The organism is Sorangium sp. So ce1335 (assembly GCF_051521615.1).
Lineage (GTDB): Bacteria > Myxococcota_A > Polyangia > Polyangiales > Polyangiaceae > Sorangium.
This window is the reverse complement of the sequence record NZ_CP150363.1, coordinates 2,603,008-2,617,584: the sequence shown is the minus strand read 5'-3', so window position 1 is coordinate 2,617,584 and position 14,577 is coordinate 2,603,008. Positions and strand designations below refer to the sequence as shown.

The 14,577-nt window shown below is 76.3% G+C and carries 6 protein-coding genes; all 6 read left to right on the top strand.

Annotation, left to right across the window (positions count from 1 at the left end):
* Positions 1–402 precede the first annotated feature (402 nt).
* A complete protein-coding gene (locus WMF24_RS09750; protein WP_437736105.1) occupies positions 403–1,407 on the top strand; it encodes an alpha/beta hydrolase in 1,005 nt (334 codons plus the stop codon).
* Positions 1,408–1,662: 255 nt separating this feature from the next.
* Complete coding sequence (locus WMF24_RS09745; RefSeq protein WP_437736104.1) at positions 1,663–1,959, top strand: DUF2288 family protein; 297 nt, start codon at positions 1,663–1,665, stop codon at positions 1,957–1,959.
* A 57-nt stretch (positions 1,960–2,016) separates the two neighbouring features.
* Positions 2,017–2,913 (top strand): WGR domain-containing protein, encoded by an 897-nt coding sequence (locus tag WMF24_RS09740; protein ID WP_437736103.1) that lies wholly within the window; start codon positions 2,017–2,019, stop codon positions 2,911–2,913.
* Between the two features lie 201 nt (positions 2,914–3,114).
* On the top strand, positions 3,115–5,916 hold the full coding sequence (locus WMF24_RS09735) for a hypothetical protein (RefSeq protein WP_437736102.1): 2,802 nt from the start codon (positions 3,115–3,117) through the stop codon (positions 5,914–5,916).
* Positions 5,913–12,662, top strand: coding sequence for a HEAT repeat domain-containing protein (locus WMF24_RS09730; protein ID WP_437736101.1), 6,750 nt, complete (start codon positions 5,913–5,915; stop codon positions 12,660–12,662). Before WMF24_RS09735 ends, WMF24_RS09730 begins: the two co-directional genes overlap by 4 nt.
* Complete coding sequence (locus tag WMF24_RS09725) at positions 12,659–14,566, top strand: SWIM zinc finger family protein (protein WP_437736100.1); 1,908 nt, start codon at positions 12,659–12,661, stop codon at positions 14,564–14,566. The genes WMF24_RS09730 and WMF24_RS09725 overlap by 4 nt, the downstream gene beginning before the upstream one ends.
* Positions 14,567–14,577: the final 11 nt, after the last annotated feature.

Below are 14,577 nucleotides of genomic sequence, written 5' to 3'. Positions count from 1 at the left end.
CGCCGTGAAACCACGCGATAATTTGGCGCCATCACAGCAATCGAAACAAGCACGTTTGCCACGGAGCCTGCGGGGACGGCTGGCTCGCGGCGCCCGACCACGCAAGCCGTTGCGGGATGACGCAAACATTTGTGCGCGATCCATGGAGCGTCCACGCCGCGCGAGCGTCCGCTCGTGTCGATCGGTTCACACGTGCGGTGCGCCGAGGGCCCAGAGCACGCCCGGATCCCTTCATTTGTCCGCGCACGGCGCACGTGCGCAGTTTCGGCTGATGCCTATACTCACTGGTCCAACGCTTGCGAACATCGTGAAGCGGTGCTGGGGCGAAGAGGCCACGGGCATCGCACCTCGAGAGCCGTTGCCTCACCTCCAATCACCTACCGCAACCATGAGGGTCAAGTAATGAATCTGTATTCCCGCACGCTTAGCACGGTTCTCTTCTCTGCAGCGCTCGCGGCCACCGCGCTCCCCGCGAGCCAGGCCGAAGCGTCCTCGTCCAGGCACCAGCCCACGAAGGTCGAGCGTCTGGTCTTCCCGGTGACCCTCTCCGACGGCAACACGTACGACGTCGTCGGCTACCTCTATTATCGCGGCCACTACAAGTACCGCCCCCTCCAGGTGCTCGTCCACGGCCTGACCTACACGCACGAGTACTGGGATATGCCGTCGATCGGCGGGCGCAATTATTCCTATGCCGACTACATGACCAAGGAGGGATACGCCGTCCTGGCGCTCGACGTGCTCGGCGCCGGGGAGAGCAGCCGGCCGGACGGCGACTTCCTCGACCTGGCCGAGACGGCCGAGAGCGTGCATCAGGTCATCACGGAGATGCGCACACGCGGCGGGGTCTTCAAAGAGCCTTTCCGGAAGATCGCCCTCGTCGGCCACTCGAACGGCGCCATCATCAGCACGTTCGTTCAGAGCACCTACAATGACGCGGACGTCCTCGTCAACACGGGCTTCGCCTTCACGCCGCACCCGATCCCGGTGCCGCCCGAGGCGATCTCCCAGCTGCTGCAGACCCCCTATATCGCGATCCCGACGGAGATCCGCACCGAGGTCTTCTACGACGCCCCGAACGCGGATCCCGCGGTGATCGATTTCGACAACGCCACCATCGCCGACACGTACACGCGGGGGCAGTTCCTGAGCCTGCTGGCCGTCTCCGGGGACCCGTCGCTCGCCGGCATCGAGGGGGTCACGAGCCCGGTGCTCATCCAGTTCGGGGAGACGGACGAGCTGCAGCCGGCGGCGTACGTGGACTCCGACGCGGCGCTCTACACGAGCGCCGAGAGCGTCACGACGGCGATCGTCCCTGACACAGGCCACATCCTGAACGGCCACTTCGGCTCGCCGGCCGGATGGGAGCAGATCGACTGCTGGATCCACCACAACATGGGCTGGTAGCCCCCGGGCCGCGCTCCCCGCCGATCCCGCGCTGCGCGCCGCGCGCCACGAGCGCGCGCGGCGCTTCCCCCCGACCCGCCACATCCGATCTGCCGGGCGCCCGCGAGGTGAGCGGCCGCCGGCGCCGCGCCCGCGCGATCGGCGCGGGCAGCCGGCTCGCCGCCTGGACCGCCGAGGCCGGCGGCCGCTGCCCTCGCCCGCTCGATCCGCGCCCCGCCACCTTGGCGGCCGCGGCCAGGGATCTATGCTGCGTCCATGCGCGAACAGCTCGCCATCACGCTCGGGGAGGTCTTCTGGACCGACCTCCGCGCCCACGCGGCGCGCGATGCGGTCATCCTCGTCGACGCCGCGCTCGATCTCCTGGACGTGGGCGAGGCCGTGGCCGCGAACGACGCGGCCGCGGTCCAGGCCTGGATCGCCGCCGGCAAGCTGACGAAGCCGACCGCCGAGGACCTCGCGCGCTGGCCCCTCCAGCTCGAGATGCGCTTCCTGTCGCTCGTCGTCGCGCCGTTCGTTCTCGTGCGCCGGCCGCCCGCGCCGGCGCTCTCCTGAGGCGCGCATGCAGCGGGCGCCGGCGCGCCCATTCTGCGCCGTGATATCGTCGCCATCATGCGCAGGTTCGAGTTCGTGCAGGGGACGAGCGCCAAGTTCTGGATGGCCGATGTGGACGACAGGACGTTCATCGTCGTCTACGGCCGGATCGGCTCCGCCGGCCAGCGCAAGGAGAAGGCGTTCCCCACGGCCGAGGCCGCGACGCGCGAGCTGGAGAAGAAGATCGCCGAGAAGCTCAGGGAGGGCTACCAGGAGGTCGCCGCGGCCTCCGGCGGCGCGCCTGCGGGCGCCGCTCCCGCCGCCGCCGAGGAGGCCGCGCCCCCGCCGCCGAAGCTCGACCTGCCGCCGCGCGTGCGGCCCGGCGAGTCGACGGAGGCGCAGAGGAAGGCCGCCGTCCACGCGCTGACCGCGCTCGCGGCCGCGCGCGGCCGGCGGAGCTGGGCCCTCGGGCGCGCCGTCCGCCGCGCCCGGCGTGCGCTCGAGGCGCTCGGCGGGCTCGACCCCGCGACCGACGCGGCGCTGTCCGCCGCGCTGGACGCGCTCATGGCCCGCGTCGTCGCGCCGAGCGCGCCCGATCGGCTGCCGCTCGTGCACGCGGTCGAGCTGCTCTCGGAGCTCGACGCCGCGGCGTTCGCGCGCGCGGTGCGCGAGACGTGGAAGGCCCCGCCCGCGACGTCGCCGGCCGCCGGAGCGCTCGCCCTCCTGAGGCGGCAGCTCGAGGAGCTCGGCGACCCGGAGCTCGGCCTCCGGCTCGGCGCGCTGCTCGTGGACCGGCCGCACAACGGCTCGATGAGCTCCGAGGCCGGGTGGGCGCTCCGGTGGAAGGCGCTCTCGCCGTACCTCGAGGCGCACCTCGCCCGCGGCGGGCGATCGCTGAAGGACCACCTGGCGCGCATCGACGCAGGCGGCGACCCGCACGTCGCAGAGCGCCTCGCGCGGATGCGCGCGGCGTGACGTGCGCGCCGGACGCGCGCCCGCGGGGCAGCGCGACCACGACGAGCCGGCGCGCCGCGCGCGAGGCGCGGACGTGGGCGACTACGCGACACGCAGGTACCCCGCGCGAAGGCGAACCTTCCGTCGTCGCCGGAGCGACTCTGGCTTGACCTGATCCGCAGGGGTCGCGATTCTCTCAGGCCATCCGCCGCGGGAGGCGCCTTGGCGAGCTCACCGAACCCGATCGACATCGCGAACGTCAAGCAGCTCGCCGCGAGCGGGTCGCCCTCCCTCGCCGAGACCATCGAGGCCTACCTCGAGCAGCCGGAGCCCACCCCGGAGGCGCCGCCCCGCGAGGGCGCGCTCACCTTCCCGGCGTTCCTGGGGCTGCTCTCCAGCGCGCAGGGCATGCGCACCCCGGAGCAGCGGCGCGAGCGGGCGACCGACGCGTGGGAGCGCTTCCTCGCGCAGGTCGATCCCGCCCCGCCGGCGCGGCTGGAGCTCGCCGACCTGCTCGTGCGCGTCTACGAGGAGGGCACGGACGCCGGGCGCAGCGCGCTGTGCGACGTCGCCAGGAGCGCGCCGCTCGTCTTCGGCGCGTGGGGCGGGCTGAAGCGCATCTACAAGCTGGCCGAGGCGCGCCTCGACGCGGAGCTCTTCGGGGCGCTCGCCTTCCGCTTCGACGCCGAGCTGACGCGCGGCGGGCGGCGCGAGGTCTCCCGCGGGACGCTCATCTACATGCGGCGCCGCGCGTGGCGCTTCCTGCGCGAGCTCGGCCGGAGCGTGCCCGAGCTCTACCCGCAGTTCGCCGTCGAGGTGCTCCGCCACTACACGCCGGACACGAGGTTCGGCGACCTCTGGGTCGCCAACCACGTCTGGGCGCACCGCGCGGGCAAGTACGACGGGCGCTCGTTCCACGGCGGCGTCCCGCCGAGCGACATGGTGAAGCACCGCGCCTTCAACGACGCGTGGAAGCGATCGCCCGACCCGCTGATGCTCCTGCTCTCGACGTGCCAGGCCGATCCGCCGGCCAGGTTCGCGATCCAGGGGCTCAGGAAGGACTTCCCCGAGGCGCTGCGGAGCGTCACGCCCGCGTGGCTCGCGCGCCTCGCGTACCGGCCGCTCGCGAGCGCGCACGACTTCCTGATCGAGACGCTGCTCGGGTCGCCGGAGCTCCACCAGAGCAAGCTGCGGAGCCTCGGGCTGCACGACGCCGCGCTCGCGCTGCTCGACTCGCCGAGCCCGAAGGCGCGCGCGTTCGCGATCGAGTACGCCCGCGCGCACGCGGCGGATCTCGACCCGGAGCGCCTCGCCGCCCTGCTCGGCTCCGCGCACAAGGAGACGCGCGCGTTCGCCGCGTCGGCGCTGCAGGGCAGGAGCCCGCGCGCGCTCGGCCACGAGCTCCTCGGGCGGCTGCTCACGCGCGGCGAGACCGAGGCCTGGGCCGCCAAGGCGCTGAGCGAGAGCTTCGATCGCGCGGAGCTGCCGGAGCGCTTCGTCATCGACATGATCTACGGCGAGCCCGCGCAGAAGCGGTGGGCGGCCGCGCACTTCAAGGCGAAGTACCGGCCCGGCGAGCTCGGGGCGGGGTTCTGGGTGCGCGTGCTCGACGACCCGCGGCACGAGGAGGACGACCGCGCGACGGACACGGCGCTCGACGCGCTCGGCAAGTACCCTGTCGCGGCGATCGGGACGCCGTGGCTGCTCGACGCGCTCACGCGCAAGCGCATCGGGCACGCCGTCGCGACCTGGCTCCGGAAGGCCGACGCCCTGCCCGACCTGACCGCCGAGGGCGTGGAGCGCCTGAAGGGGCTCGTCTTCAGCGCCGAGACGCGCGCGGTCGCGCTGGAGGTGCTCGGCAACCCGAAGATCGTCGCCCCGCGGCAGCTCACGCTGCCCTGGCTGCTCGCGCTCGCGCGGCGCGCCGATCCCACCCTGAACGGCTTCGCGCGCAGGTACCTCCTCGCGCACATGAAGCCGCAGGACTTCGACCCGGCGCAGGACCCGGGCGGCCGCGGCGACCGCGAGGCGGGCACCGCGAAGCTGTTCGCGCTCGCGCTGGGCGAGAAGGAGCCCGAGCCGATGCGCGCCTTCGCGCAGACGTACCTGCGCTGCCATCACCCGGTCCTCGGCCCCGAGCAGGGCGAGGCCAAGGAGCTCGAGCTCAGGCCTGGGCTGAAGCGCGCGGCGTTCACCGCCGAGCGGATCTGGCCCGCGCTCTTCGACCCGCGCGAGGACGTCCGGCGCTTCGCCGCGCTCGTCACGCGCGCGGAGCTCCGGGCGTGGGGGTACCAGACCCGCGTCTACGAGCTCGCCCACAGCGACGCGAAGGAGGTGCGCAACATCGCCTTCGACGCGCTCCGCAAGGCGGGCGATCCGTCGGCGGATCCGGCGCTCGCGCTCACGGTCGAGGAGCTCGATCCCGCGCAGGTCTTCGCGCTGACCGAGAGCCTGAAGAAGAGCGCGCGCGAGCTCGGCCTGTCGCTCATCCTGAAGCACTACGCGCGCCTCGGCGGCCCGGAGCGCCTCGGCTGGCTGATGCAGAGCGCCGACCGCGAGGTGCGCCTCTTCGCGGTGCGGATGCTCTGGGAGAAGCACCGGCCGCGCGACCTGCCGCCGGGCTGGCGGCCGCGGGCCGCGCGGGCAGAAGCGGGCGCCGCGGCGGAGCCGCCGGAGGACGCGGGGCGGTTCGAGGACGTCGGGGCGCTGCGGCGCTTCCTGCGGTACGTGCTCTCCGGAATCCCCGCGGGGCGGTCGCCTGATCCGGGCGACAGCGCGGGCCCGCGGAGGCGCCTGTCCGCGAGCGAGGCCAAGCGGCGCGTGATCGAGATCGTGCGCGACCTCGCGGTCGAGGACGCGGCGTTCGCGGCGCTCGTCGCCCCCGTGATCGCCGAGTTCACCGGGTCGATCGCGAAGGGAGAGTGGCAGGCGTGCCTGGCGGCGCTCCTGCACCTCAGGCGCGCGCACCCGGGGCTCGAGATCGACGGCCTCGCCGCGCCGGGCGCCGGACAGGGGGGCGCATGAGCCACGCGATCGGCCATCACGAGAAGGTCCGAGCGCTCGCCGTCGGCCCGCGGCTCCTCGCGGTCGGCGGGGTGCGCGCGCCGGCGCAGGGCGGCGCGCGCGGGACGTCGGCGGCGCGATCGGCCGCCGGCGCGAGCCAGGTGACGCTGTTCGATCACGCGGCGAACAAGGCGGTGCGCTCGCTCGACGTGCCCGCGCACGTCCTCGGGCTCGCGTTCGCGGGCGACCTGCTCGCCGCGGCGTGCTCCGACGGCGCGCTCAGGCTGATCGCGGGCGCCGGGGCCGAGGTGCGGTCGATCGACGCGCACCGGGGCGGCGTCACGGCGGTCGCGGCGGCGCCGGGGGGCGCGCGCCTCGCCACCGTGGGCGTCGACGGCGCGCTGCGCGTCTGGCGGGTCGGCGAGGGCGCCGGGTCCCCGGCCCAGCCGACCGGGACCGCCGCCGAGATCGCGTCGTTCGCGCTCTCGACGGCGCCGCTCCGCGCGGTCGCGTTCGATCCCGCCGGCGAGCTGGTCGCGGCCGCGGGAGACGACGGCGTGGTCCGCGTGATCACGCTGTCGACCGGCGCCCGGCGCGACATGCCCGGCCACGAGGGGCCGGTCGCGGCGCTCGCGTTCACGCCGCGCGACGGGCGGCTCGCGTCGGGCGGCGACGACGGCACCGTGCGCCTCTGGTACCTCGTCGGCGACGTCGAGTGCGAGATCCGCGGCGCGGACGGGAGCGGTCACGCGGGCGGCGTCCGCGCGCTGCTCTGCCTGCCCACCCCGCCGCCGCAGGAGGACGGCAAGGAGGCCGGCGACCGCCTCGTGTCCGCCGGCGTGGACGGCGCGCTCCGCATCCACCGGCTCGAGGACCGGCGCAAGCCGCGCACGCTGGAGACGAGCGCGCTGCCGCTCCACGCGCTCGCGCTGGCGCCGCCCGCCGAGGGCGGCCCTGCGCGCCGCGGGGCGCGAGGCAACGCGGGGCGCGGCGCGGCGGACGCGAAGGACGGGCTCGGCGCCGTGTTCGCCGCGGGGGACCGGCGCACGGTCTGGCGCTTCCCGATCGACGCGGCCGGCGCGCCCGCGGACGGCGCCGTCGAGCTGGCGCACGGCTTCGATGTCCTCGCCCAGGCGCTCTCGGGGGCGCGGCCGGCGCGCGAGAGCGCCGTCAAGACCCTCGCGGCGCTCGACGAGCCCGAGGCGCTCGAGGCCGCGCTGCGCGCGCTCCGGTCGGATCCCGACGCCGAGGTGCGCGCGCTCGCCGCCCGCGAGCTCGGGGCGCACGGGCGCCGCGGCGCGCGCGCGAGGCTCCGCGAGGCGCTCGACGACGAGCACGCGGCCGTCCGGCTGGCCGCTCTCGAGGCGCTCCGCGCGATCGATCGCGACGCGCCGCTCACCCCGCTCCGGGCAGGGCTCGAGGCGCGCGCCGCCGACGTGCAGCGCCGGGCGCTCGTCGAGATCGGCAAGCTCCACGGCAGCTCGCCCCTCATCCCCGGGCTCATCGCCGACAAGCTCGCCGGTCGCGACGCCTCGGTGCGGCTCACGGCGCTCGACCAGCTCCAGAAGATCCACCCGGACGGCCCCGAGCCGCTCCGCGCCGCGTTCGAGCGCGGCCCGGCCGACCTCCGGGTCGAGGCGCTCATCCGCGCCGCGCTCCGGGGCTGGCTCTCGGCGCCGGCGTTCGCGCCGATCGCGGCGCGCGCGCTCGACGACGACGACGCCGAGGTGCGCCGCATCGCGTTCGCGGCCAAGGTGCTCGAGCGGCGGGCGCTCGCCCACGCGCTCGAGGCGCGCGACGAGGACCTCGGCCGCGCGGCGCTCGACATCGCGCGGCGCGCGGCCGAGGTGCTGCGGCGCGCCGGCGGCGGCGACGACGAGCAGCCCGCGCCCGAGAAGGCCAGGGCGAAGGCGGCCGACGACGCGATCCTGAAGGCCGCGCGCGCCCGGATCCCCGGCGTGGGGAGCCCGGGGGCCGAGCCCACCGAGGCCGACCTCGAACCGCTGCTCACGGCCGTGGCGTGCCGCACGCCGGACACGGCGGTGCGGGGCGCGCGCGGGCTCGCGCAGCTCGGCGACACGCGCGCGCTCGGCGCGCTGCTGCAGCTCACGCGCGAGCAGGACCCGTCGCTGCGCCAGGCGGCGGCGACAGCGCTCGCCGAGCTCCAGGACACGCGCGCCGAGAAGCGGCTCATCTGGATGCTCGACGACGCGGACGCGGCGGTGCGCGCCGCGGCCCTCGACGCCTACGCGCAGCTCGAGTCGTCGGCCCCGCTCGCCCTGGCCGAGGCGTCGCTCCGCTCGTCGCAGGAGGACATCCGCGTCCGCGGGCTCGACCGGCTCGTGGCGCTCGCCGGCGACGGCAAGGGCCCGAAGCCCCCCGAGGCCGAGGCGCTGCTCGCCGACGCGATCGAGGACGAGTCCCCCAAGGTCCGCGGCGAGGCGTTCCGGACCCTCTGGTCGTGGCACACCGCGGATCCTCAGAGGGCGCTCGACCGCGCCCAGCTCGCGCGCTTCCCCGACCTGCGCCTGCGCGCCGTCGAGGAGCTCAAGGCGCACGGCGAACAGCCCTGGGCCGCGGAGCGCCTGCACGCGGCCATCGGCGACCGCGACGCCGGCGTGGCGCAGGCCGCGTACGACGCGGTGGTGAAGCGGCGCGGCAAGGCCGCCGTCGAGCCGCACCTCGCCGCCATGGCGTCGATCCACCCCTCGGTCCGGGAGAGCGGCGCGCGCGGAGCCGCGCACGCGCCGGTGAGCGAGGCCGCGCGCAGCGCCCTCATCCGGCTGCTCGAGGACGACCACGCGGGGCCGCGCACCGCCGCGATCGAGGCGCTCGACAAGCTGCTTCCCGGCGAGGCGGGGCCGCTCCACATCGGGCTCCAGTCGAGCCACCTCGACCTCCGGGTGCGCGCGGCCGAGCTCTGCGCCGCGCGGCGCGACGAGCAGCTCGTGAGCCCGATGCGGGCGCTCCTCGCCGACAAGTCGCTCTTCAGAGAACTGCCGATCCAGATCCTCGGCCCCCTGCGCGCCCGCGCCGCCACGGCGCTGGCGACGCTCGGGTCGCCGCGCCTCGTCAAGTACTTCGCCACCGAGCTGCTGAAGGACGACTACCCCGACGTGCGCGAGCAGGCGGCGCGCGGGCTCGCGATGGCTGCTCGCCGCGGCGAGGAGGGCCACCTGCTCGACGCCATGGGCCACGCCGACGTCGCGGTGCGATCGTGGGCCGCCGACGGGCTCGCGCGGCTCGGCGACGTGCGCGCGCTGCCGGTGCTCACGGGCACGCTGCGCCACGAGCACCCGCCCATCCGCGTCGCGACGATCATGTCGTTCGCGGCGCTCGGGCCCGAGGGCTACGGGGGCATGCTGCAGGGCCTCGAGGACAGCGCGCGCGAGGTCCAGGAGATCGTCTTCGCGATCGTGCTCGCGCGCGACCTCCGGGCCTTCCGCCGCGGCGATCCGCCGGATCTCCTGACCAGCGCGCTCTCGTCGCAGCGCTCCGACGTGCGCTTCGCCGCGGCGCGCGCGCTGGAGCTCCGCGCCGACCCGGAGGCGTACCTCGCCCACCTCGTCGAGGTGCTGATGCCCCCGCGCCCCGACGCCGCCGCGCAGCCGGACGGCGAGCGCGCGGCCGACGGCGAGAGGCCCTCCGGCATGAAGGACTGGCCGCCCGAGGCCGCGCGCGGCCGCCTCCTCGTCGGCCTCGCGGAGGCGCTCGCCAGCGACAACCCGGAGCAGCGCTACGCGGCCGCGCAGGTGCTCCGCCTCCGGCGCAAGCCCGTCGAGTACTTCCGCGAGGCGAAGCGGGTGGCCGCGCTGCGCCCGGCCGGCGCGCCCGTCGCGGCGGACACGACGCCGCGCGCCTTTGAGGAGACCGACACGACGCCGAAGAAGGGGTGGCTCCGCCGCCTCTTCGCATTCGCGCAGACCGGGCCGAAGGAAGGCGGCAAGCCGGCCGCCGACGTGGTCCCGGAGGGCGAGCAGCGGCGGTTGCGCTGGCTCGCGTTCGGCGCGTACATGGGCCTCCTCCGGCAGGTCGCGCCGGGCGACGACGAGGCGCACCGCACCCGCCGGGACGCCATCGACCGGATCGTCGACGCGTGCGCCAGGGGGCACGTCAGCAGCACGGCGGCGATCCCGCCGCTCGTCCGGGCGCTCGACGACCCGCACCACCTCGTCCGCAAGGCGGCGTTCGCGGGGCTCAAGGCGCTCTTCCCCGCGGGGGCGCGCGAGCCGCTCGCGCTCGGGCTCGCGTCGGCGTCGGCCGACGTGGCGCGGGCCGCGCTCGACGAGATCGCGGCGCGCGGCGAGGACGCCCGCCCCGAGATCGTCCGCGCGCTGAGCTCGCCGCTCTCCGACGTGCGCCGCTACGCCTTCGAGCTCCTCGAGCGGCTCTGCCCAAAGGGGAGCCTCGAGCCGCTCCTCGCGGCGCTCGGCAGCGAGCACGCCGACCTGCGCATCGGCGTGCTCGAGCGCCTCGCGTCGTCGAGCGATCCGCGCATCGTGCCGGCCCTGTGCCGCGCGATGGAGAGCGACCACGACGACCTGCGCCTGCGCGCGGCGGAGCTCCTCGCCCGCCGCCGCGACGATCGCGCCGTCGACGTGCTGGCGGCGTTCCTGCGCGACGCCGCGGCCGCGACGTCGGCGCGCGCCCGCGAGGCGCTCGTCGCGCTCGCGAGCGACGCGGCGGTGCGGGCGCTCGCGGCGCACATGGACGAGTCCGCCGCGCCGGCGGACCGCGCCGCGCTGGCGCGCGCCCTCGGGAGCACGCGCAACCCCGAGGCCACCGGCGCCCTCGCGGCGCGCTTCGACGACGAGGCCGCCGAGGTCCGGAGCGCGGCGTTCAAGGCGTGCCTGGAGATCGTCGACAGGGGGCACGAGCGCGAGAAGCGCGACGCGGCGCGCGCGCTCGGGTTCCTCGCCGCCGCCGCGCGCGCGAAGGACCCGGCGCTCCGCCTCGCCGCGGCGCGCGAGCTCGACCTCGGCGACGATCCCGCGCAGGACGATCTGCTCGCCGCGCTCTTCGCGGATCGCGACCTCCCCACGCGCGTCGCGGCCGTGACGTCGTACGCGAAGCGCGTGAAGGACAAGGGGGCGCCCTCGGGGCCGCTCGAGGCGGTGCTGCGGGCGGGCGCGCGCGAGCTCGTGCTCCCGGCCGCGGAGGGGGTGGCCGCGCGGGGCCTCACGGCGGCGCTCCGGCCGCTGCTGCTCGTCGCGCGCGCGGGCGAGCCCGGGGAGCGCGAGCGGGCGCTGCTCGCGCTCGGCACGCTCGGCGACGCCCGCTCGCTCGACGAGCTCGAGGCGGTGGCCGCCGGCGGGACCAAGGAAGCGCCTGTTGAAATCGCCATGCAGGCCGCCGCCACGGAGGCGCTCGGCCGCATCGCGCCGAAGCTCGCGAGCGCCGAGCTCCGCCGGCGCGCCTCGGAGCGCGTCGAGCAGGCGCTCCAGGCGGACGCCATCGACCTCCGCGAGTCGGCGGCGCGGGGCGTGCGCTGGATGGGCGGCGAGCGCGCGCGCGTGCTGCTCGAAGAGCTCGTGCGCGCCGGCGACACGCCCGACCGGCTCCGCGTCGTCGCGGTGAACGAGCTCGGCCTTCTCGGCGACCCCGCGGCCGAGCCCGCGCTCGCCCGCGCGCTCGACGCGTGGAGCGTCGAGGTCCGCAAGGGCGCGCGCAAGGCGCTCGAGAAGCTCTTCCCGGGCCAGCGTACGCGCGTGGAGCTCCTCGCGGTCGGCAGCGAGTACGACGACATCGCCAGCCCGGCGGCGAGCTACCTCGCCGCCGAGGCCGATCCGGCCGAGCTGCTGCCGCGGCTCGCGTCGCTCAAGGACGAGGATCTCCGGCAGCGCCTCGCCATGGGCCTGCTCCGCCGCGGCCCCCTGCCGGCGGCAGCGCTCGAGCGCATGCTCGCGGACGAGCGCGCCCCGGCGCGGCAGGAGGCCGCGCGGCTCATCGCCGCCGGGACCGTGGACAGCGACCGCGGGGCGCTCGCCGGGGCGCTCGCCGCCGCGGCGGAGCGCGCCGCGGAGCGCTGGTCGGCCGCGCACGGCGACGCGCGCGACGCCGAGGCCGCGGCGTGGCGCGAGCTCGTCTGGGCCGCGGCGCGCGCCGGCGCGACCTCGATGGCGCCCGCGCTGCGCGCGCTGCTCCTCTCCAGCGGCGCTCCTGGCGACGTCCGCCGCGAGGCCGCGCGCGCGCTTGGCGCGCTCGCCGCGCTCGGGTCGGCCGAGGCGACCGCATCCCGGGACACCGTGGAGGCGCTCACGGCCGCCCTCGGGGACATCGACGCCGGCGTCCGGGCCTCGTCGGCGGCCGCGCTCGCCGCACTCGCGCCGGACGGCGCGGCCGCGCGCGCGGCGGCGGTGCGGCCGTTCGACCCCGTCGCCTTCGAGCCGACCGCGCGCGCGGCCCCGCCCGAGGCGCTCTCGGCGCTCGCCGCGAGCGAGCCGGGGAGGCGCCTCGCGCTGCCGGCGATGCTCGCGCGCGGCGCGCTCGCCCCGCTGATCTCGCTCGCGCAGGGCGCGGGCGGCGACGCCGCGGCGCGCCTCGACGCGATCGCGGCGCTCGGCCGCGCCGGCGGCGAGCGCGCGCTCGAGGTGCTGGCCGCGCTCGCGTTCGACGAGGGCGCGGCCGACGTCGCGGCCCGCAAGGCCGCGTACCGGGCGTACCGCCGCGCGAAGCGCGGGGCGGCAGCCGATTCCACGAAGACCGGGCCCACGAAGACCGGGCGCGCCCCCGGTGAGCCCGAGAACCCCGACGGAGTCAACGCATGACGGCGGCCCTCGCACGCCCCATTCACCTCCGGTACGCCGCGCCGAGCGAGCTCACCGCGGCCCCGCTCCACTCGAGCGTGCGCCTCTCCCTCGACAGCGCCCGCGGCCCGGTCGGCGTGCGCGGCGCGCTCCGCGACGCGGCGCTCTTCCGCGACGCCATGGCCGTGCTGGCGACCATCCTGGAGAGCGACCTCCGGTACAAGGGCAGGGACCGCACCGCGTACCTCGCTTACCTGATGAAGCAGGGCAAGAAGGCGACGGCGGCCATCTGGGAGGCGCAGAAGGCCTTCCTGGAGAGCGCCTTCGGCGACGACGCCGCGGGCGCCGGGCAGGGCGACGGTTCCCCCTCCCCGGCGAAGGCCTCCGGCGCGCTCGATCCGGTGCTCACGGTGCACCCGGACGAGGTCTCGATCGAGGTCTTCTCGCGCGACGAGAGCGCCTACGCCCGCCTCGCCTTCTCCAGCGACCTCTTCGAGGGCCGCGAGGCGGCCCACGGCACCGCCTTCGTCGATCTCTCGCCACGCATCGTCGAGCAGATCGATCGCCTGCGCGTCTACACCAGGGTGGAGCTCGACGCCGGCGCGTCGCGCGCCGCCGGCCCCGCCGGTCAAGGCGCGGCGCCGGGGGGGTCGGGCGGCAGGTCGATCGAGCGCTCGCTCGAGGTCCCGACCACGTGGCTCCGCGGCTTCCTCCAGGTGCAGTCGGCGGCCACGCTCCCCGCGGTCTCCTGCGAGCTCGCCCCGATCGATCTCTACAACGCGCTCTTCGTGCTCCGCACCCGCAAGGCGAAGAAACCCCCGCGCGGCCTGCGCTTCGAGCTCGTCCCCGGCAAGCCGCCGCGCCTCATCCTGGAGCCCTGGGAGATCCTCCTCGAGGGCCACGGCCCGCCGTACGAGGGCCCGCCGCGCGTCGTCCGGACGTTCGGCCGGCAGCGGCTGCTCGCGCTGTCGCGCCTCCTGCCGCACGTGCGGAGCGCGCGCGCCGAGCTCCGCGGCCCCGGGCTGCCGGTCTTCTGGGTGCTCGATCTGGGCCGCGCGACGCTCACCGTCGCGCTCACGGGCTGGACCGACAGCAGCTGGGCCAGCGCCGCCTCGTTCGACGCGCTGATGCCGCGCGAGGGCGCCGCCCGCGCGGCGCTCGACGCGCTCGCCGCGCGGCAGCTCGCCCTGCTCCGCGAGCGCGGGCCGCTCCCGCTCGCCGCCCTCGCGGCCGGCGGCAGCGCCGAGGACGCCCGCGCGGCGCTCCAGATCGAGTGCCTGCGCGGCCGCGTGCTCTACGACGTCGCGCGCCGCGTCTACCGCCCGCGCGAGCTGTTCCCCGAGCCGGTCGACGAGCGCGAGATCCGCTACAGCTCGCCCCGCGAGGCCGCGGCCCACCGCCTCCTCGGCGCGCCCGGCGCGGTCAGGACGACCAAGGTGCACGAGATCGCCGGCGAGGGCACCGAGATCCACGGGCAGGTCGCGGACCGGGAGGCGCACCGCGACTTCTCGCCGCGGTTCACGGTCGACCTCGAGGGCCGCGTGTCCGACGCGTGGTGCAGCTGCCCAACGTTCCGGCGCAGCGGGCTGCGCGAGGGGCCGTGCGAGCACATGATCGCGCTCCGCGTCGCCCACGCCCGCGAGCGCGCCGAGCAGGACGCCCTGCGAAAGACGGCCGAGGGCCGATCGCTCATCCGCGCCGAGACGCGCACCTACGTCCGCCGCGAGGCCTCGGGCGCCGAGGTGGTCTATCGTGTCTCCCTCGACGACCGTGTCGTTCACCTGTCGTGGGGCGCGCGTGCCGAGGCGCCTCGCCACCAGCGCATTTGGTTTGACACGGACGGCGAAGCGCGCGACGCGTATTTCAAGCGCCTCGATGCGTTAACATCGTCTGGATTCGTCGACGCCGACGCGTCGTCCGCGTGAGCAGCGCGAAG